General features: G+C 67.1%; 15 protein-coding genes. 10 read left to right on the top strand and 5 right to left on the bottom strand.

Annotated elements, in window-relative coordinates; translation table 11 throughout:
- Positions 1-126 precede the first annotated feature (126 nt).
- The gene (locus AC2IR1_RS00455) at positions 127-1,464 is read left to right on the top strand and encodes a formimidoylglutamate deiminase (protein WP_486474319.1); all 1,338 of its coding nucleotides are present in this window, start codon (positions 127-129) and stop codon (positions 1,462-1,464) included.
- On the opposite strand, the gene AC2IR1_RS00450 is transcribed toward AC2IR1_RS00455, so the two are convergent.
- From AC2IR1_RS00450 to AC2IR1_RS00435, 4 genes are all read right to left on the bottom strand, one after another.
- On the bottom strand, positions 1,465-2,421 hold the full coding sequence (locus AC2IR1_RS00450) for an MYG1 family protein (protein ID WP_486474318.1): 957 nt from the start codon (positions 2,419-2,421) through the stop codon (positions 1,465-1,467). It lies immediately after the preceding gene.
- Positions 2,422-2,600: 179 nt separating this feature from the next.
- Positions 2,601-3,671 (bottom strand): bifunctional transcriptional activator/DNA repair enzyme AdaA, encoded by a 1,071-nt coding sequence (locus AC2IR1_RS00445; RefSeq protein ID WP_486476457.1) that lies wholly within the window; start codon positions 3,669-3,671, stop codon positions 2,601-2,603.
- Between the two features lie 74 nt (positions 3,672-3,745).
- A complete protein-coding gene (locus tag AC2IR1_RS00440) occupies positions 3,746-4,099 on the bottom strand; it encodes a pyrophosphohydrolase domain-containing protein (RefSeq protein ID WP_486474317.1) in 354 nt (117 codons plus the stop codon).
- 71 nt (positions 4,100-4,170) lie between these two features.
- A complete protein-coding gene (locus AC2IR1_RS00435) occupies positions 4,171-5,154 on the bottom strand; it encodes a pirin family protein (RefSeq protein ID WP_486474316.1) in 984 nt (327 codons plus the stop codon).
- A 257-nt stretch (positions 5,155-5,411) separates the two neighbouring features.
- Between AC2IR1_RS00435 and AC2IR1_RS00430 the strand changes: the two genes are divergently transcribed.
- From AC2IR1_RS00430 to AC2IR1_RS00390, 9 genes are all read left to right on the top strand, one after another.
- Entirely contained in the window at positions 5,412-5,996 is a 585-nt protein-coding gene (locus tag AC2IR1_RS00430; RefSeq protein ID WP_486474315.1) for an ANTAR domain-containing response regulator, read from the top strand.
- The gene (locus tag AC2IR1_RS00425) at positions 5,993-7,171 is read left to right on the top strand and encodes a CmpA/NrtA family ABC transporter substrate-binding protein (protein WP_486474314.1); all 1,179 of its coding nucleotides are present in this window, start codon (positions 5,993-5,995) and stop codon (positions 7,169-7,171) included. Before AC2IR1_RS00430 ends, AC2IR1_RS00425 begins: the two co-directional genes overlap by 4 nt.
- Before the next feature lie 287 nt (positions 7,172-7,458).
- Positions 7,459-8,826: a CmpA/NrtA family ABC transporter substrate-binding protein gene (locus AC2IR1_RS00420; RefSeq protein ID WP_486474313.1), complete on the top strand. Its 1,368-nt coding sequence runs from the start codon at positions 7,459-7,461 to the stop codon at positions 8,824-8,826.
- A gap of 132 nt (positions 8,827-8,958) precedes the next feature.
- Complete coding sequence (locus AC2IR1_RS00415; protein WP_486474312.1) at positions 8,959-10,041, top strand: ABC transporter permease; 1,083 nt, start codon at positions 8,959-8,961, stop codon at positions 10,039-10,041.
- Positions 10,042-10,046: 5 nt separating this feature from the next.
- The gene (locus tag AC2IR1_RS00410; protein WP_486474311.1) at positions 10,047-11,744 is read left to right on the top strand and encodes an ABC transporter ATP-binding protein; all 1,698 of its coding nucleotides are present in this window, start codon (positions 10,047-10,049) and stop codon (positions 11,742-11,744) included.
- A 75-nt stretch (positions 11,745-11,819) separates the two neighbouring features.
- Positions 11,820-14,255 carry a nitrite reductase large subunit NirB gene (gene nirB, locus AC2IR1_RS00405; RefSeq protein WP_486474310.1) on the top strand — a complete coding sequence of 812 codons (2,436 nt, stop codon included), beginning with the start codon at positions 11,820-11,822 and terminating at the stop codon, positions 14,253-14,255.
- Positions 14,252-14,584 (top strand): nitrite reductase small subunit NirD, encoded by a 333-nt coding sequence (gene nirD / locus AC2IR1_RS00400; RefSeq protein ID WP_486474309.1) that lies wholly within the window; start codon positions 14,252-14,254, stop codon positions 14,582-14,584. The genes nirB and nirD overlap by 4 nt, the downstream gene beginning before the upstream one ends.
- On the top strand, positions 14,584-17,235 hold the full coding sequence (locus AC2IR1_RS00395; RefSeq protein WP_486474308.1) for a molybdopterin-dependent oxidoreductase: 2,652 nt from the start codon (positions 14,584-14,586) through the stop codon (positions 17,233-17,235). The genes nirD and AC2IR1_RS00395 overlap by 1 nt, the downstream gene beginning before the upstream one ends.
- A 42-nt stretch (positions 17,236-17,277) precedes the next feature.
- Positions 17,278-18,267, top strand: coding sequence for a glycosyl transferase family protein (locus AC2IR1_RS00390; RefSeq protein ID WP_486474307.1), 990 nt, complete (start codon positions 17,278-17,280; stop codon positions 18,265-18,267).
- Here AC2IR1_RS00390 and glmM read toward each other — a convergent pair whose 3' ends face one another.
- The gene (gene glmM, locus AC2IR1_RS00385) at positions 18,268-19,611 is read right to left on the bottom strand and encodes a phosphoglucosamine mutase (protein ID WP_486474306.1); all 1,344 of its coding nucleotides are present in this window, start codon (positions 19,609-19,611) and stop codon (positions 18,268-18,270) included.
- Positions 19,612-19,680 lie beyond the last annotated feature (69 nt).

Below are 19,680 nucleotides of genomic sequence, written 5' to 3'. Positions count from 1 at the left end.
CGGTCCTCGCTCCATTCCGGGTTTGCCCCATTCTGCAAATAAGTATATACATATTGCAAGGGAAAACCCATGGCTTGCCGCAGCACGGGGCTTGCGCGGGGGGCAACCGGCGGAAAAGGATGCGGAATGATCTACGCGAAAAAGGCGATGCTGCCGGGCGGTTGGGCCGAGAACGTGCGGGTGGAGCTGTCGGAGGGGGGAATCACCTCCGTCACGGCGGGGGCCGTGCCGCTGGCGGGCGACAGTCTGGTAGATGCGCTGATCCCGGGGATGCCGAACGTGCACAGCCATACCTTCCAGCGCGGCTTTTCCGGGCTGACGGAGCTGCGTGGCGCCGGGCGGGAGAGCTTCTGGACCTGGCGGGAGATGATGTACCGTTTCGCCCTGGGCGTGGATCCGGAAGAGGTGCAGGCCCTGGCGGCGATGGCCTGTGTCGAGATGCTGGAGGCGGGCTATACCCGGCTGGGCGAATTCCACTACCTGCACCATGATCGCGACGGTCGCCCCTATGCCGATCCGGCGGAGCTGTCGGGGCGGATCTTTGCGGCGGCGGCGGACAGCGGGATCGCGCTGACCCATCTTCCGGTCTTCTACGCCCACGGCGGTTTCGGCGGGGCCGGGACCAGCGAGGGGCAGCGGCGGTTCCTGCATGACATCGACCGCTTCCTGGCGCTGGTCGAGCGGTGCGACGGGATGATCCGCCGCCCGCAGGACAGGGTCGGCTATGCACCGCATTCCCTGCGCGCGGCCACCGGGGCGGAGCTTGCGGCGCTGTCCCATGCGCTGCCGGGGCGGCCTGTCCACATCCACATCGCGGAGCAGGTGAAGGAGGTGGAGGACTGCCTTGCCGTCACCGGCGCGCGCCCGGTGGAGTGGCTGTTCGACCACGTGGCGGTGGATGACGGCTGGTGCCTGATCCATGCCACCCATCTGACCGGCGCGGAATGCGCGCGCATCGCCGGGTCCCGCGCCGTGGCGGGGCTTTGCCCGGTGACGGAGGCGAACCTGGGCGACGGGCTGTTCCCGGCGGGTGAGTTCCTGTCGGCACGGGGGCAGGTGGCGATCGGGACGGATTCCAACGTGCGGATCGACGTGGCGGAGGAGCTGCGGATGCTGGAATACGGCCAGCGCCTGACCCTGCGGGCGCGCAACGTGCTGGCGGAGGAGGGCGGTTCCACCGGCGGGCGGCTGTTCCGCGCGGCGCTGGAGGGCGGGGCCCGCGCGCTGGACGCACATCCGGCGGAAATCGCCCTGGGCGCCCCGGCGGACCTGGTGGCCCTTGCGGATCCGCATGACCTGACGCTGGCGGGGGATGCCCTGCTCGACCGCTGGATCTTCGGGCGGGACGTGACGGTGGCCGATGTCTGGGCTGCGGGCCGTCACCTGGTGCGGGACGGGCGGCATGTCGACCGGGACCGGATCGCGCGCGCCTTCGGGCAGGCCCTGCGGCGCGCGCTGGGCTGATCAGCCTTCGGCGGGGGCTTCCGAGAGGGCGCCGTTCGCCAGCGCTTCGCGCACGGCGATCTCGGCCATGGCCATGATCGCCTCGCGGCTCTTTGCGGCGGCGATGAACAGGGCCTTGTGGCAGAAGCTGGCACCGGGCACGCCGCTGGTCGCTTCCAGGTCGGCACCGGAGAGCCCCGCCCAGGCGGCGGGCAGGTCGGCGCGCAGTTCGAAGCCGTCGTCATGCTTGCGGATGCCGCCGAGGGTCCAGTCGTTGCCACCGCGCGGGGTGACGACGAAGAGCAGGTGGTCGGCGCCGGCCTTCACCACGGCAGGGCGGAAGGGCATGCCCATCGGCAGTTCGAGGATGTGACCCTCGCCCGCGGCCGCGACGGCCTCTTCCGCCATGGCGGTGGCGCGCAGCTTGGCCGCGCTGCGGGCGACCCGGGCCTCGATGAACTGGCGGGCGATCTCCACGGCCTGCCGGAAGGCGCGCAGCTCGGCCTCCGGATCGGTATCGTCGAAGACGGGTTTCAGCGACTCGATCAGCGCCGGCAGGGTAAGGGCCGACATGGCGCCGGCGTCAGCGGCGCTGACCAGGCCGTTGTCGCCCAGGTCGACGGGCAGGGCGAAGCTGCGGTCGACGGATTTGTGCACCTGTTCCCGCGCGGCTTCGGGCACGTCCCGGGCGGCAAGGTAATCCATGCCGAAATGCTTCCAGATCAGTCCGAAGGAGCTGTAGGGGTTGCCGTCCTCGCGTTCCGGGGCGCCGTTCTGGTGGTGGTCGAAGATACCTGCATCGGCATCGTAGGCGCCACCGACATCGTAGATCAGCCGGTCGGCGGCGGGGGTGATCCAGTCCCGGTCACGGGTCCGCACCAGCTCTGCCTCGGGGAAGAGGCGGGTCAGGATGACGGTCGACAGGACCTCATCGGCGTGAAAGCCGCCGGAATGGGTCACGAGGTAGCTGGGGGTCATTGGGAGGTCCGGGTATCTGGATGGGTATCTGGGCGGATGATCCCGCCAGATAGTCCCGGCGCAGGCGGGGGTGCAAGGCGAAGTCAGGCCATTCGGTGAACGAACGCCACGGAAATGCGGAAATGGTGCCTGGGGGCGGCCTGCGACCGGATCGGGCAGGGCTGCGCCCGGGCGCGGGATCAGCCTGCGGCAGGCAGGGGCGCGCGGTAGGCGGCCTCGATCTCCAGCAGGCGTTGCTTGCGCCAGAGGCCGCCGCCGTAGCCCGTCAGCGCGCCATCGGCACCGATCACCCGGTGGCAGGGGATCAGCAGGGCGATCTGGTTGGCGCCGTTGGCACGGGCGACGGCACGGTGGGCGTCGGGCCTGCCGATCTGGCGGGCCAGTTGCGAATAGCTGCGCGTCTCGCCCGCAGGGATCTCCTGCAGCGCTTCCCAGACCTGCCGGGTGAAGTCGCTGCCGTGCAGGGCCAGGGGCGTGGCGAAACGGGCGGAGGTGCCGGCGAAGAAGCGGCCCAGTTCCTCTCTCACCTGTTCGGTGGGTGGATGCACCCCGATGCCGAGCGCCCCCTTCGCGTCGCGGGCCAGCCGCTGAACCTCTGATCGCAGGGCGCGACGGTCGGTGAATTCCAGCAGGTGCAGTTGCGAGGCGGAGGAAATGGCGATCATGTCCCCCAGCGGCGTCGCGATCCAACTGGCCCGCAACATGGCATCCGTGGCGAGATTGCCCGGCGAGGTGCCGAGCAGCCGGGCAAAGGCCTCCCGGAAGGCGGAGGGGGAGGAGAACCCCGCGTCAAGCTGGGCGTCGATCACCCGGCCGCCCTGGGCCAGGGTCAGGAAACCGTCCCGCAGGCGGCGTTGCCGGGCCATTTCAAGGAAGGTCATGCCGAAGAGCCGCTTGAACGCCCGGCGGATCGTCGAGGGATCGAGGCCCATGGCGATGACGTCCCCCTCGGTCCAGCGGTGATCGGGCCGGGTGTCCAGCGCTTCGAGCAGGCGGGTGACGGCCGGTTCGGCCTCCTCCGCGCCGCGCAGCGGGTGGCAGCGCTTGCAGGGGCGGAAGCCGCTTTCGATGCAGGCGCCGGGGCTGGCGTGGAAGATGCAGTTTTCCCGCCGGGGTTTGCGCGCCGGGCAGGTGAGGCGGCAGAAGATGCCGGTGGAGGTGACGCAGACGAAGGCACGGCCCTCGTAGCTGTCGTCGCGGGCGAGCAGCGCGTCATAGAGGATGTCGTCGGGGGGCAGGTCTGTCAGCATCATGGGACCAGTCTAGCGCGGATCGGGCCGGGCGCGGCGCCGGAAATCGGGCGGCTATTCGCGAAACCGGGGTTTCAGGCGCTTTCGGTGTTCGGGATCTCGGCGTCAGGCATCTCGGAGTCCGGCAGCGCAGGACGGAAGTGCCATTTCCGCTCCACCGCGGCGGCGAGGTCGACCCCGTTCTGGCGTGACATCAGCAGGACCATGCCCAGCAGGTCGGCCAGTTCATCGGCGAGATCTGCGCGCAGCGCCTCATCCGTCGCGCCCCGGCGGCGGCCCCGGTTCTGCAGCTTGTTCCAGACCTGGGTGACCTCGCCCGCTTCCTCCATCAGTTTCAGCAGGTACCAGTCGGCATCGCGGTCGATCCCGTAATGGCTGGCATAGCTGTCGGAGGCGGACTGGAACTGGTCTTCTAGGGCGCGGAGCATGGGAATCCTTCCTGTCGTTTCCCTTTTGTTCCTATCCCTGCCGGGCCGTGCGGGGCAAGGGCGCCGGCCCTTCAGTCGCCTGGCCTGCGTGGTCCTGCCCGCATCGGCAGCAGTTTCCCGGGGCGGTCGGCGGGGGCCTCGATGAACTCTGCATCATCGCCTGTCGGCAGGGTGAACCGCCCTTCGCCCCAGGCCGCGCGGCGCCAGTCGACCTTCGCCGCCTCGATCCGGTCGGGAGAGGAGGAGACGAAGTTCCACCAGATGTAGCGCGGCCCTTCCAGCGTCGCGCCGCCGAGCGCCAGCAGGCGCGCCCCTTCGGGACCGGCGCGCAGGCTGATGCGGTCCCCGGGGCGGAAGACCATCATCTGCCCGGCGGAAAAGCTGTCGCCCGCGACCTCGATGCTGCCATGGGTGACATGGACGCCGCGATCCTCGTGATCGTCCGGCAGGGGGACGGCGGCGCCGGGGGCCAGCGTGATGTCGAGGTAGAAGGTTTCGGAGTAGAGCTGCGCCGGGGCGGCCTCGCCGAAGGCCGTGCCGAGGATCAGCCGGGCATGGATGCCCTCCGCCTCCAGTTCCGGCAGCTGCGCTTTCGGAAAATGTTCGAAGAGGGGCGCTGTTTCCTCGGCCGCTTCGGGCAGGGCGATCCAGGTCTGGACGCCGTACATCGTGCCGCCCGCCTCGGCCGAGGGGGAGCGTTCGGAATGGGTCACGCCGCGCCCCGCCACCATCCAGTTGACGTCGCCTGGGGTGATCAGCTGATCCGAACCCACGGAATCGCGGTGCCGGAAGCTGCCGTCGAAGAGGTAGGTGACCGTGCCCAGTCCGATATGGGGGTGCGGGCGCACGTCGATGCGGTCGCCCGACAGCAGTTCCGCCGGGCCCATCTGGTCGAAGAAAATGAAGGGGCCGACCATCTGGCGACGCGGCGCGGGCAGGGCACGGCGGACCTCGAACCCGCCGATATCGCGGGAACGGGGAATCAGCACGTTCTGCAGCGCGGAGGCCGCGACCAGATCGGGGTCGGTCAGAAGGGGATCGGGATTCCAGCTCATCGGGGCACCTCACTCATGCTGCAAAGCTAGGGGATCCGGCGCGATTTGCAGCCCCCGATCTGCGCACAGGCAGGGCGCACCCGGGGAGGAGCCGGAGGCGCGGGCCACGGGCGTCATGCGGCCCCGCCAAAGGGCCGGGCCGGCAACCATACGCCGCCAGAATTTTGAGCGGTACAGACGCCACGCTGGTCGCCGATGGTCGCGATAGATCATCGGGCCTGTTTACAAATCACCCGCGCTGGCCACATGTCGAAGGCATGTCCGACAAGCTTTCCATCATCGTTGTTGAACCGGATCGCGATCGCGCCCTGCTGATCGTCGACAGCCTCGCGGGGGCGGGGGATTACGACATCCACGTCATTTCCGAAGTGACAGGGCTTGCCCGCAAGGTGAAGGCCCACAACCCCGACATGGTGCTGGTGGATATCGCCAACCCCTCCCGCGACATGCTGGAGGAGCTGACGCTGGCCTCCGGACCGCTGGACCGCCCGGTTGCCATGTTCGTGGACCAGTCCGATGACGGGCTGACACGTGCGGCGATCGAGGCGGGGGTTTCGGCCTATGTCGTGGCCGGCCTGAAGTCGGACCGGGTGAAGCCGGTGCTGGATGCGGCGGTGGCGCGGTTCAACATGTTCCAGCGCATGCGCACCGAACTGGAGACGACAAAGAAGGCGCTGGAAGAACGCAAGGTGATCGACCGCGCCAAGGGCCTGCTGATGAAGGCGCGGGGCCTGGGTGAGGACGAGGCCTATGCGCTGCTGCGCAAGGCGGCCATGGACCAGGGAAAGCGCGTGGCCGACGTGGCGCAGGCGCTGGTTTCGACCGCGGGGCTTCTGGGATGACGCCGACGGTGCTGAGCGTGGGGTTCATCCCCCTTGTCGATTCGATCCCGCTGATCGCGGCGCAGGAAATGGGCTTTGCCGCCGAAGAAGGCATCGCGCTGGATCTGGTCCGGGCGCCCAGTTGGTCCAGCCTGCGGGACATGCTGGTCTTCGGTCGGGTCGATGCGGCCCACATGCTGTCCCCGGTGCCGGTGGCGTCCGCCCTTGGCCTTGGCGGGACCGGGGCCGCCCTGTCGGCGGTTTCGGTGCTGAACGTCAACGGCAATGTCATCGGCGTGTCGAACGCGCTGGCGCAGCGCCTGCGCGAAGTCGGGCATGACTTTGCCTTCAACGATGCCCGCGCGGCGGGAGAGGCGCTGATCCGGGCCAAGCCCGCCGACCGGCCGCTGCGCCTGGGCGTGCCCTTCCCCTTCTCCATGCATGCGGAGCTTCTTTACTACTGGCTTTCGGCCCTTGGTCTGCCGGCGCCGCAGGGCGTTTCAATCCGCACCGTTCCGCCGCCCCTGATGGCCGATGCCATGGCCGCGGGGGAACTTGATGCCTTCTGCGTGGGCGAACCCTGGGGATCCATCACCGTGGAAAACGGCGCGGGGGAGCTGTTGCTGCCCGGCAAGGCGATCTGGCAGTTCGCCCCGGAAAAGGTCCTGGCGGTGCGTACCGACTGGGCGGAACGCGAAGAGGCCCTGCTTGGGCGGCTGATCCGGGCCTGCTGGCGTGCCGGTCGCTGGCTGGCCGAACCCGCGTCGCGTGGGTTGGCGGCCGATCTTCTGGCGCGCTCCGAATACCTGAACCTGCCGGTCGAGGTGCTGGAACGGTCCCTCAACGGGCGGATGATCATCAATTCCCGTGGCGAGGTACGGGATTGCTTCGGCTTCGTGGGCTTCCACCGGGGCTGCGCGACCTTCCCCTGGCGCAGTCAGGCGGAATGGATCGCGCATCAGCTGGCGGCGCGCACCGGGCTGGACCTGGACGCCGCGCGGCGCACCGGGGCGCAGGCCTTCCGCAGCGATCTGCACCGCGCCGCCCTGAAGGGCACCGAAGCGGATCTGCCCGGCGCCTCGTCCAAGATCGAAGGGGGCGTGGCGGAGGAAACCTCCATCGCGTCGGCTGCCGGGCACCTGTCCCTTCTGCCGGATTCGTTCTTCGATCGCCGCGTTTTTGAGCCATTCGTGTGAAAATTGCGCGCAGCGCGGGCATTTTTCGGGGTGCGGGCCGTGGCGTGACGGAAAATGGCGATGGCGGCACGGTTATCTTTGCAAAGCGAAACCGAATCCTTCAGAAACATTCTTGCAGGTAGGCAATGGCGCCCACCTAGGACATTCTCCCACCGATTGGGTTTGACTGAGCAAGGCCGCTCGACACTCCGGATGACGATCATCCGGGTCTGTCAGAGTGGCTTTTCACATTCGCCCGGGAGAAGAAAAAACATCCCCGGGTTCGAAGAACAGAACGGGGTATGAAAATGAAGCGCATTCTTCTCTCTCTGGCTGCGACGACCGCACTGGTCGCTCCTGCCTCCGCCGAAATGCTCGACCTGGAAAAGGACGTGCTGACCTTCGGCTTCATCAAGCTGACCGACATGGCGCCGCTGGCCGTGGCCTATGAACAGGGCTTCTTCGACGACGAGGGCCTCTTCGTCACGCTCGAAGCCCAGGCAAACTGGAAAGTGCTGCTGGATGGCGTGATCTCCGGCACCCTGGACGGCGCCCACATGCTGGCGGGTCAGCCGCTGGCGGCCACCATCGGCTACGGCACCGAAGCGCATATCATCACCCCCTTCTCCATGGACCTGAACGGCAATGGCATCACCGTGTCCAACGAAGTCTGGGACATGATGAAGCCCAATCTGCCGACCGATGCGGATGGCAAGGTGTCCCACCCGATTTCCGCGTCCCACCTCAAGCCGGTGATCGAGGAGTTCAACGCAGAGGGCAAGCCCTTCAACATGGGCATGGTCTTCCCGGTTTCGACCCACAATTACGAGCTGCGCTACTGGCTGGCCGCCGGCGGCATCCAGCCGGGCTACTACAGCCCCGAAAACGTCACCGGTCAGATCGGGGCAGAGGCCTTCCTTTCCGTCACCCCGCCGCCGCAGATGCCCGCGACCCTCGAAGCCGGCACCATCAGCGGCTACTGCGTGGGTGAGCCGTGGAACCAGCAGGCCGTCTTCAAGGGCATCGGCGTTCCGGTCATCACCGACTACGAGCTGTGGAAGAACAACCCGGAGAAAGTCTTCGGCATCTCCGCCAAGTTCGCCGAAGAAAACCCCAACACCACCCTGGCCGTGACCAAGGCGCTGATCCGCGCCGCCCAGTGGCTGGACGCGAACGACAACGCCAACCGCCCCGAGGCCGTGGAAATCCTGTCCCGCCCGGAATACGTCGGCGCCGACTACGAGGTCATCGCGAACTCCATGACCGGCACCTTCGAGTACGAGAAGGGCGACAAGCGCGAGGTTCCCGACTTCAACGTCTTCTTCCGCTACAACGCGAACTACCCCTACTACTCCGACGCGGTCTGGTACCTGACCCAGATGCGTCGCTGGGGTCAGATCTCCGAAGCGAAGCCCGACAGCTGGTACGATGAGGTCGCCAAGTCCGTCTACAAGCCGGAAATCTTCCTCGAAGCCGCCAAGCTGCTGGTCGAGGAAGGCCTGGTCGACGAAGCCGACTTCGACTGGGACAGCGACGGCTACAAGGCCGCGACCCCGGGTGAGGACGTGATCGACGGCATCCCCTTCGATGGCTCCAAGCCGAACGAGTATCTCGAGTCCCTGCCGATCGGCCTGAAAGGCGATCAGCGTGTCATTGGTAACGAAGTTCAGGGGTAACGAGTAGGCGCGTGCGGTCCGTCCCCGGCGGTCCTCCATTCCCCCGGGGTGCGAACCGCACGTGCTGTCTCCCCAGACATACTCGCAAACAGAAAAACAGCGGGCTTGCCCGTAAGATCCAGGAGAAGACGCATGACAACTGTCGATCCCGAATTCGAGCGCGCCGCAGCCCGCGAGGCCCGTCGAGCCAGGTATTTCACCCGCATCAACGCCGCCGACAAATGGTTCCAGGTTCTGGGGCTGGCGTGGATCACCCCCATGCTGAAGGCCGCCGCGGGCGACAACCCCCGGACCCAGGCGAAGGAAGTCTGGCGCCTGCTGGGCGTGCCGCTGCTGGCCATTGCCGTCTTCCTGCTGCTCTGGGGCACGCTGGCGCCCAAGGTGCAGACCTCCCTCGGGGCCATTCCCGGCCCGGCGCAGGTCTGGGAAGAGGCCGTCGGCCTGCACGAAGCCGCGGTGAAGACCGCTGCGGACAAGCAGAAATTCGAAGAACGCGTTGAGGCCCGGAACGAGCGGCTCATCGCGCAGGGCAAGGCCGACCAGGTGAAGGTCATCCCCTACACCGGCGCGCCCAGCTACTACGAACAGATCTGGACCTCGATCAAGACGGTGTTCTTCGGCTTCTTCGTGGCCTCCGTCGTGGCCATTCCGGTGGGTATCGCCGCCGGCCTGTCGAAGACCGCGAACGCCGCGGTCAACCCGATCATCCAGATCTTCAAACCGGTCTCTCCGCTGGCCTGGCTGCCCATCGTCACAATGGTCGTCTCTGCCGTCTACACCACCAATGACGGGCTCTTTGCCAAGTCCTTCCTGGTGTCGGCCATCACCGTGACGCTCTGCTCGCTCTGGCCCACGCTGATCAACACCGCGCTTGGCGTGGCCTCCATCGACAAGGACCTGATCAGCGTCTCCAAGGTGCTGAAGATGGGCACCTGGTCGAAGATCACCAAGCTGGTGCTGCCCTCGGCGCTGCCGCTGATCTTCACCGGCCTGCGTCTGTCCCTCGGTGTGGGCTGGATGGTGCTGATCGCCGCCGAGATGCTGGCGCAGAACCCGGGCCTCGGCAAGTTCGTCTGGGATGAGTTCCAGAACGGCTCCTCCAGCTCGCTGGCCAAGATCATGGTGGCTGTCTTCACCATCGGCATCATCGGCTTCCTGCTGGACCGCGTGATGTACGCCCTGCAATCCCTCTTCACCTTCTCGAACAACCGGTGAGCGACATGGCTGCGATCGAGTTCAAGAACGTCTGCAAGAGCTTCGGCGAGGGGACCCATGCGACCCAGGTGCTGAAGGACATCAACCTGACCGTGGAGGAAGGCGAATTCCTCGTCCTCCTCGGTTTCTCCGGCACCGGCAAGACCACGCTGATCAACCTGATGGCGGGCCTGGAATTTCCCACGAAGGGAGAGGTCACCTTCCGCGGCAAGCCTATCCAGGGCCCCGGCCCGGAACGCGGCGTGATCTTCCAGAACTACTCGCTGATGCCCTGGCTGACGGTGCACGGCAACGTGATGCTGGCGGTCGACACGATCTTCCCCGACCTGAAGAAGGCGGAGCGGGAAGCCAAGGCGGCCAAGTACATCAAGATGGTCGGTCTGAGCCACGCCACCACCCGGCGTCCGGCGGAACTGTCGGGCGGCATGCGCCAGCGGGTCAACGTGGCCCGTGCGCTGGCCATGAACCCCGAGGTGCTGCTGCTGGACGAACCGCTTTCGGCGTTGGACGCCCTGACCCGCGCCAACCTGGGCGATGAGATCGAGGCGATCTGGAACGAGGAAAAGCAGACCTGCGTGTTGATCACCAACGACGTGGACGAAGCCATCCTTCTGGCCGACCGCATCATCGCACTGAACCCCGACGGGACCCTGGGCGAGGAATTCCGCGTCGACATGGCGCGGCCCCGCGACCGCACCGCGATGAACCACGACGAGCAGTTCAAGGCCCTGCGCGCGCAGGTCACCACCTACCTGATGGACGTCGGCATCGAGGCCAAGGCCGAGGGTTCGCGCCAGCTGCCCGATGTCACCGCCGTGCACAACCTGCCCAAGGCCGTGGCAGAGGCGCAGAAGGGCATGATCGAGGATCGCTTCCTGTCCTTCGAGGGGCTGCACAAGGTCTATCCGACGCCCAAGGGCCCGCTGACCGTGGTCGAAGACTTCAACCTGAAGCTCAACAAGGGCGAGTTCATCTCCCTCATCGGTCACTCGGGCTGCGGCAAGTCCACGGTGCTGACAATGACCGCCGGCCTGAACGCCATTTCCAAGGGCGTGATCAAGCTGGACGGCTACGAGGTGAAAGACGCCGATCCCGAACGCGCGGTGGTCTTCCAGTCGCCCAACCTCTTCCCCTGGCTGTCGGCCAAGGAGAACGTGGCGATTGGTGTCGACAAGGTCTATCCCAAGGCCTCCCAGGCCGAAAAGCAGGACGTGATCGAGTACTACCTGGAACGCGTCGGTCTTGGCGATGCGATGGACCGCCCCGCGCATTCCATGTCCAACGGCATGAAACAGCGCGTCGGCATCGCCCGCGCCTTCGCCCTGTCGCCGAAGTTGCTGCTGCTGGATGAGCCCTTCGGCATGCTGGACAGCCTAACCCGCTGGGAACTGCAGGAAGTGCTGATGGAAGTCTGGTCCCGCACCAAGGTCACCGCGATCTGCGTCACCCATGACGTGGACGAGGCGATCCTGCTGGCCGACCGCGTGGTGATGATGACCAACGGCCCGCAGGCCACCATCGGCAAGATCACCAATGTCGACCTGCCGCGCCCGCGCACCCGCAAGGCTCTGCTGGAGCACCCCGACTACTACACCTACCGGCAGGAGGTCCTCGATTTCCTCGAGGAGTACGAACACGGCGCCAAGCCCAAGTCGGCGCCGAAGCCGGTGGCTCTGGAGCCCACCAAGATCGCGGCGGAATGACCGCGCACCCATAGACCATGCAGCGGCGCCCCCGGGCGCTGCCCGATCCCCACATGACCTCTGACGGAGGAATAAATGGCTCAGAAACTGATCGTCATCGGCGCCGGCATGGCCTCCGGACGGATGCTGGAGCATCTGTTCGAGCAGGGCAGCGACTGGGATGTCACCCTGTTCAACGCCGAACCCCGCGGCAACTACAACCGCCTCATGCTCTCGCCCGTCCTGTCGGGGGAGAAGACCTACGAGGAAATCGTCACCCATGATGCCGCCTGGTACGAAGGCCAGGGCGTCACCTGCCGCTTCGGCGAAAAGGTGGCGGGCATCGACCGCGCCGCAAGGACCGTCACGGCAGAAAACGGTGATGTCCTGTCCTACGACAAGCTGGTGATCGCCACCGGGTCGAACCCCTTCATCATCCCCCTTCCCGGTCACGATCTCGATGGTGTGATCGCCTATCGCGACCTGGAAGACACCAACCGCATGATCGCGCTCGGCCGGGACCCCGAAGCGCGCGCGGTGGTGATCGGCGGCGGCCTTCTGGGGCTGGAGGCCGCCGCCGGCCTGCAGGCGCGCGGGGTCGACGTGACCGTCGTGCACCTGATGGGCCACCTGATGGAACGCCAGCTGGACGAGGCCGCGGGCTACCTGCTGCGCAAGGAACTGGTGCGCCGGGGCATCAAGGTGCTCTGCTCCACCAACTCGAAGCAGATCCTGGGCGAAGACGGCAAGGTCCGCGCGCTGGAACTGGACAACGGCACGCAGCTGCCCTGCGACCTGCTGGTCATGGCCGTGGGCATCCGCCCGAACATCGCGCTTGGGCAGCAGGCCGGGCTGGAAACCGGGCGCGGGATCGTCGTGAACGACCAGATGGTCACCTCGGATCCCGATATCCTGTCCCTGGGCGAATGCGTCGAACATGACGGCGCCGTCTTCGGCCTCGTCGCGCCGCTCTATGATCAGGCAAAGGTGCTGGCCAAGACGCTGGACGGTATCGACGCTGCCTTTGTCCCGCGCGAGGTGTCCACCAAGCTGAAGGTCACCGGCTGCGACCTCTTCAGCGCCGGTGACTTCGCCGAGGGCGAGGACCGCGACGACATCGTCTTCCGTGACCCGGCGCGCGGGGTCTACAAGCGGCTGGTCATCAAGGACAACAAGCTGATCGGCGCGGTGATGTACGGCGATACCGCCGATGGCAACTGGTTCTACGGCCTGATGAAGGACGCCGAATGCATCGAGGACATGCGCGAGACGCTGATCTTCGGCCCGGCTTTCCAGGGAGGGGCCGCAGGGGACCCTTTGGCAGCCGTTGCAGCCTTGGCGGATGACGCCGAGATCTGTGGCTGCAACGGCGTCTGCAAGGGACAGATCGTAAAGGCCATCCAGGATGGCGCAACCTCTCTGGCCGACATCAAGGCGGTGACCAAGGCCTCCGCCTCCTGCGGGACCTGCACCGGCCTGGTGGAACAGGTCATGGCGGCTACCATGGGGGATGATTTCGTCATTCCCCAGGCCGAGAGCATCTGCGGCTGCTGCGACCTTAGCCATGACGATGTCCGCCGCCTGATCAAGGCAAAGGAACTGAAGTCCCAGCCCGCCGTCTGGCAGGAACTGGGCTGGAAAACCGTCAACGGTTGCCACGTCTGCCGCCCGGCGGTGAACTTCTACCTGCTGGCCGACTGGCCGCTGGAGTACCAGGACGACCTGCAGTCGCGCTTCGTCAACGAACGCAACCACGCCAATATCCAGAAGGACGGCACCTATTCGGTGATGCCCCGGATGTGGGGTGGCATGACCAACCCGGACGAGTTGATCGCCATCGCCAACGCGGCCAAGAAATACAACGCCGAGGTGAAGGTGACCGGCGGCCAGCGGATCGACCTTCTTGGGGTCCGCAAGGAAGACCTGCCGGCGATCTGGGCGGATCTGAACGACGCGGGCATGGTCTCGGGTCACGCCTATTCCAAGGGTCTGCGCACGGTGAAGACCTGCGTCGGCAAACAATGGTGCCGCTTCGGGACCCAGGATTCGACCGGTCTTGGCATCGCGCTTGAGAAGAAGCTTTGGGGCTCCTGGACGCCGCACAAGGTCAAGCTGGGCGTGTCGGGCTGCCCGCGCAACTGCGCCGAGGCCACCTGCAAGGACGTCGGCGTGATCTGCGTCGACAGCGGCTACCAGATCGGTGTCGCGGGCGCGGCGGGCATGGACGTGAAGGAGACCGAGCGCCTGGTGGACTGCAAGACCGAGGAAGAGGTTCTGGAGTGGACCGGTGCCTTCGTGCAGCTTTACCGCGAGAACGCCAAATACCTCGACCGTCCCTACAAGTGGGTCGCCAAGGTGGGCCTGGACTGGGTGAAAGAGACCCTGTCCGATCCCGAAACCCGGGCCGCGCTGAACGAGCGGTTCGAAATCTCGCAATCCGTCTACCGCAAGGATCCCTGGGCCGAGCACGCCGAGAAGCGCGCCGATCAGTACCAGCCCCTTGCCGACCTGACCCTGGAGGCTGCGGAATGAGCTGGATCGACATCGGTTCCATCAACGACATCCCCCTGCGCGGCGCGCGGCTGGTCCACAGCCATGCGGGGGCCATCGCGGTGATCCGCACGGACGAGGCGCAGGTCTTTGCGGTGCAGGATACCTGCCCGCATGACGGCGGCCCGCTGTCCAACGGCATCGTACACGGGACGCGGGTGACCTGCCCGCTTTACAACGACATCTTCGACCTCGCCACCGGCGAGGAGGTGACCCTGGGTGGCGGTCGCATCGCCACCTACCCGATCCGTCTTGAGGGCGACCGGCTGCTGCTGGACGCCGTGGCGGTCGGCAAGAGGAGCGCCGCGTGATGAAGGACCTCTCCGCCAACCAGATCCGTTCGACCTGTGCCTACTGCGGCGTGGGCTGCGGCGTGCTGCTGTCGCCCGACGGGCAGGGCGGTCTGGACGTGCGGGGCGATCCGGATCACCCGGCGAACTTCGGCAGGCTCTGTTCCAAGGGCACCCAGCTGGGCGAAACCACGGGGCCCGAAGACCGGCTTCTTTACCCCACCCTGGGGGGAGAGCGGGTCGCCTGGGACGTGGCCATGGACCTCGCGGCGGAAAAGTTTGGCGCCGCGATCCGCGATCACGGGCCGGATTCGGTTGCCTTCTACGTCTCGGGTCAGCTGCTGACCGAAGACTACTACGTCGCCAACAAGCTGATGAAGGGCTTCATCGGTTCCGCCAATATCGACACGAACTCGCGCCTGTGCATGGCCTCCTCGGTTGCCGGGCACAAGCGCGCCTTCGGCACCGACACCGTGCCGGGCACCTACGAGGACCTGGAGGAAGCCGACCTGATCGTGCTGACCGGGTCCAACCTGGCCTGGTGCCACCCGGTGCTGTACCAACGCATCCTTGCCGCCCGGAAGACGCGGCCGCAGATGAAGATCGTGGTGATCGACCCGCGCCGCACGGCCTCCTGCGACATTGCGGAAATGCACCTGCCGGTCAAACCCGGCGCCGACGTGGCGTTGTTCAACGGCTTGCTGAACCGCATCCATGAACTGGGCGCCGTCGACAGCGAATTCATGGCCCATGTCGAAGGCTTCTCCGATGCGCTTTGCGCGGCCTCCAACACCGATCTGTCGGTCACCGGCATCGACGGGGCGGAACTTCACCGCTTCTACGACCTGTGGATCCGGTCCGAAAAGGTCGTGACCATCTACTCCCAGGGCGTGAACCAGAGCGCATCGGGCACCGACAAGGTCAACGCGATCCTGAATTGCCACCTGGCCACGGGCCGCATCGGCAAGCCGGGCATGGGGCCCTTCTCCGTCACCGGGCAGCCCAATGCCATGGGCGGGCGGGAAGTCGGCGGCCTGGCCAACATGCTGGCCTGCCACATGGAGCTGACAAACGCCGATCACCGGTCCGCGGTGAAAAGCTTCTGGGACGCCCCCCAGATGCCCGAGGCGCCGGGGCTGAAGGCCGTGGACATGTTCCAGGCCGTGGCCGAGGGCAGGATCAAGGCGCTCTGGATCATGCATACCAATCCGGCCGTCTCGATGCCGGATGCGGACCGGGTGCGGGACGCCATCGCGGGCTGCGACTTCGTCGTCGTCTCCGACATCACCGGGGCGACGGATACCGCGCGCCTGGCCGACCTGCTGCTGCCCGCCACCGCCTGGGCAGAGAAATCGGGCACGGTCACCAATTCCGACCGCACGATCAGCCGTCAGCGCGCCCTGCTGGATGCCCCCGGGGAAGCGCGCCCGGACTGGCAGCACCTGGCGGAACTCGGCCGTCGCATGGGATGGACCCGGGCCTTCGATTTCGACAGCCCGGCAGAGATCTTCCGCGAATATGCAGCGCTTTCCGGTCTTGCCGGGGGCTTCGGGCTCGATTTCGACATCTCCGGCCTGTCGGACCTGTCGGATGCGGAATACGACGCGCTGGACCCCACCCGCTGGCCCGTCGCAAAGGGCCGCAAAGGCGGGCGCTTCTTCGGGGATGGCCGCTTCTTCACGCCGACGGGCAAGGGCCGGATGCTGCCGCTGCATCACCGTGGCCCCGTCGCCGCCCTGTCGGAGGAATTTCCGCTGCGCCTGAACACGGGCCGCATCCGGGACCAGTGGCATACCATGACCCGGACGGCCCGGTCGGCCCGGCTGTCGGCACATCTGCCCGAACCCTTCCTGGAAATCCACCCGGCAGATGCGGAGCGGCTGGGCCTGCAACCTTCTGACCTGGTGAAGGTGGAAACCCCCAGCGGCCAGGCGATCCTGCGGGCCCTGATCACCGACCGGGTGCAGCCTGGCGAGGTCTTCGCGCCGATGCACTGGACCGGCGAAACAGCGCCCTCGGCCCGCATTGACGCCCTTGTCGCCCCCGTGACCGATCCCGTCTCCGGCCAGCCCGAAAGCAAGGCGGCCGTCGCCCGGGTGACCCGCTGGGCCGCCGGTTTCTACGGTTTCGCCGTTTCGACGCAGGGGTTCACCCCCGCATCCGACTACTGGGCCCGGGCGCGGACCGCCCAGGGCTGGCGGGCCGAAATCGCCGATACCGACTGCCCTGACGACTGGGGCGCCTACGTGGCCGGCCTCTTCGATGCGGATCCCGAAGACCTGCAGGTGGTGTCGGACCCGGCGCGGGGGATCTATCGCGCCGCCCTCGTGCAGGACGGCCGCCTGCGCGCCGCCTTCTTCGCCGCGCGGGAGCCGGTGGCCGTCATGAGGGACTACGTCGCCACCCTGCCCGGGACAGATGCGCCTGCCGTCCTGTCGGGCCGCAGCGGGGCCGATCAGCCCGATCCGGGGCCGGTCATCTGCTCCTGCTTCGGCGTGGGGGTCAACACCATCCTCTCCGCGATCGAGGCGCAGGGCCTCGCCTCGGTCGAAGCCATCGGAGAGGCGCTTGGCGCGGGGACCAACTGCGGTTCCTGCCGGCCCGAACTGGCGGAGCTCCTTGCCCGCACCCCGGTGCTCAAGCTACCAACGGAGAGGCAGGCCGCCGAATGAGGCGCGCCCCGCGCCCCCAACCGTTTCGTTGAAAGTACCCCGATGAGACTTGCGCCCTATACCCGTATCCTGGCCCGCGGTCCCGGCCGCTCCCGCTCCTTCACGCTGGCAGAGGCCCAGGAGGTGATGCGGATCATCCTCGACGGGGAAGGTGACGCGGAAGCGATCGGCGCCATCCTGGCGCTGCTGCGCATGAAGGGGGAAGTGGCGGAAGAGATCGCGGGCTTTGCCTCTGCCGCACGCGAAACCCTGCCGCAGATCCCGCGCCCGGCGCTCGACTGGCCCTCCTACGCGGCGGGCCGGACAAGGGGGCTGCCCTTCTTCCTGCTGGCCGCGCGGCTGGTGTCGCAGGCGGGCCACCCGGTGCTGCTGCATGGCTGGAACTCCGAACATCACATGGACAGCTCTGCGTCCGTGCGGGCAGCGTTGCCCTTCGCCGGGATCCCCGTGGCCAATTCGGTCGAAGGCGCCGGTGGCCTGCTGGAGGCCTGCGGGATCGCCTACCTGCCTCTGGAAGCCTTCCAGCCGATGCTGCTGGACCTGCTGCGCCTGCGCGACAAGCTGGGCGTGCGCAGCTGTATCAATACCGTTCTTCGGGTGCTCAACCCGGCCCAGGCCCCGGCCTCCGTCCAGGGGGTCTTCCATCCCCCCTACAGGGAGCTTCAGGCCGACGCGGGAAAGCTCCTGGGGCAGAAGGGCCTGACGGTGATCAAGGGCGGCGGCGGTGAATTCGAACGCAACCCCACCAAGGGTATTGCGCTCTTCGGCCTGCGCGGTGGCGAAAGCCATGATGGCACCGCGCCGGAACTGATGCAGGACGTCGCTCGCCTGAACCAGGGCTGGACGGAACCGACCCTGCTGGCGCGGCTCTGGTCCGGGGACTGGCAGGACGATTTCGCCGAAGCGATCGTCATCGGCACGGCAGAGCTGGCCCTGGATACCCTCGGCGTCAGCGACCCGGGGCCCCGCGCGCGGCAGCTGTGGGAAAACCGGCTGTCACATGGCACGGCCCGGACAGCCCTGCGCGCCTGATCAGCTCGCGACGGCGCGCACCTCCCGGACGATGCTGTCCAGCACCTTGTCCAGCAGGCCGATATCCTCTGCCTCGCCCATGACGCGGATCAGGGGCTCCGTTCCCGACTTCCGGATCAGCAGCCGACCGCCCTTGCCCAGGGCGGCTTCGCCCGCCGCGATGGCCGCCTGCACGCTGTCGACCTCCAGCGGGGTCTTGCCATCGGCATAGCGCACGTTCACCAGCTTCTGCGGCACCGGGGTGAACACGTTGGACAGCGCGCTTGCCTTCTGGCCCGTCTCGACCATGGCCGACAGGAACTGCAGCGCCGCCAGCAACCCGTCGCCGGTGGTCGAATGGTCCGTCATCACGATATGGCCGGACTGCTCCCCACCAAGGTTGAAACCGCCGGACTGCATGCGTTCGACCACGTATCGGTCCCCGACAGAGGTCCGCTCCAGCCCGATCCCCTTGCCTTCCAGGAACCGTTCCAGCCCCAGGTTCGACATCACCGTCGCAACCAGGGTGTCGCCGGCCAGCAGGCCCGCCTCTTTCCAGCGCGCGGCGATCAGGCCCATGATCTGGTCGCCATCGGCCACGCGGCCGGTCTCGTCTATCAGGATCACCCGGTCGGCATCCCCGTCCAGGCAGATGCCCAGATCGGCCCGGGTCTCGCGCACGCGCCGCGCGGCCTGTTCGGGATGGGTGCTGCCGCAGTCCTCGTTGATGTTGAACCCGTTGGGCTCCACCCCCATGGGGATGACTTCTGCCCCCAGCTCCCACAGCACGGCGGGCGCGGTGCGATAGGCGGCCCCGTTGGCGCAGTCCAGCACGACGCGCAGCCCGTCCAGCCGGGTGCGGCGGGGCAGGGTGGCCTTGGCATATTCCACGTAGCGCCCGCGGGCGTCCTCGTAGCGCTTGGCGCGGCCGATGTTCTGCGGCTGCGCCGGGGGCACGCCCTCTGCCATCAGCGCCTCGATCGCCGCCTCGTCGTCGTCGGACAGCTTGAACCCGTCCGGTCCGAAGAACTTGATCCCGTTGTCCGCCGCCGGGTTGTGGCTGGCAGAGATCATCACGCCGACGTCGGCGCGCAGCGACCGGGTGAGGTAGCCAATGGCGGGCGTCGGCACCGGGCCCAGCAGGAAGACATTCATGCCCGTGGAGGTGAACCCGGCGGTCAGCGCGTTTTCCAGCATGTAGCCCGACAGGCGCGTGTCCTTGCCGATGACGACCCGGTGCTCCTGCTTGTCACGGCGAAAATGCCGGCCAGCCGCCGCAGCCAGCCGCAGTGCGACATCCGCCGTCATCGGCCATTTGTTCGCCTGCCCGCGCACCCCGTCGGTGCCGAAGAGTTTGCCTGCCATCGCTGTCTTGCCCCACTTCTGCTCTTGCCGCGCCCCGTCCCGGGGGCGCGCCCTTGGCCCAAAGCTATA

The organism is Pseudooceanicola sp. NS-SX8 (genome assembly GCF_057380755.1).
The sequence above is the reverse complement of the archived record's forward strand: the minus strand, read 5'-3'. Positions and strand labels throughout refer to the sequence as shown.

Bases quoted from the DNA above. Each gene is read 5' to 3' on its own strand.
- AC2IR1_RS00430 (WP_486474315.1), top strand. From the start codon at position 5,412: ATGTCCGACAAGCTTTCCATCATCGTTGTTGAACCGGATCGCGATCGC.
- glmM (WP_486474306.1), bottom strand. From the start codon at position 19,611: ATGGCAGGCAAACTCTTCGGCACCGACGGGGTGCGCGGGCAGGCGAAC.
- AC2IR1_RS00425 (WP_486474314.1), top strand. From the start codon at position 5,993: ATGACGCCGACGGTGCTGAGCGTGGGGTTCATCCCCCTTGTCGATTCG.
- AC2IR1_RS00420 (WP_486474313.1), top strand. From the start codon at position 7,459: ATGAAGCGCATTCTTCTCTCTCTGGCTGCGACGACCGCACTGGTCGCT.
- AC2IR1_RS00395 (WP_486474308.1), top strand. From the start codon at position 14,584: ATGAAGGACCTCTCCGCCAACCAGATCCGTTCGACCTGTGCCTACTGC.
- AC2IR1_RS00410 (WP_486474311.1), top strand. From the start codon at position 10,047: ATGGCTGCGATCGAGTTCAAGAACGTCTGCAAGAGCTTCGGCGAGGGG.
- nirB (WP_486474310.1), top strand. From the start codon at position 11,820: ATGGCTCAGAAACTGATCGTCATCGGCGCCGGCATGGCCTCCGGACGG.
- AC2IR1_RS00445 (WP_486476457.1), bottom strand. From the start codon at position 3,671: ATGCTGACAGACCTGCCCCCCGACGACATCCTCTATGACGCGCTGCTC.
- AC2IR1_RS00450 (WP_486474318.1), bottom strand. From the start codon at position 2,421: ATGACCCCCAGCTACCTCGTGACCCATTCCGGCGGCTTTCACGCCGAT.
- AC2IR1_RS00435 (WP_486474316.1), bottom strand. From the start codon at position 5,154: ATGAGCTGGAATCCCGATCCCCTTCTGACCGACCCCGATCTGGTCGCG.
- nirD (WP_486474309.1), top strand. From the start codon at position 14,252: ATGAGCTGGATCGACATCGGTTCCATCAACGACATCCCCCTGCGCGGC.
- AC2IR1_RS00440 (WP_486474317.1), bottom strand. From the start codon at position 4,099: ATGCTCCGCGCCCTAGAAGACCAGTTCCAGTCCGCCTCCGACAGCTAT.
- AC2IR1_RS00390 (WP_486474307.1), top strand. From the start codon at position 17,278: ATGAGACTTGCGCCCTATACCCGTATCCTGGCCCGCGGTCCCGGCCGC.
- AC2IR1_RS00415 (WP_486474312.1), top strand. From the start codon at position 8,959: ATGACAACTGTCGATCCCGAATTCGAGCGCGCCGCAGCCCGCGAGGCC.
- AC2IR1_RS00455 (WP_486474319.1), top strand. From the start codon at position 127: ATGATCTACGCGAAAAAGGCGATGCTGCCGGGCGGTTGGGCCGAGAAC.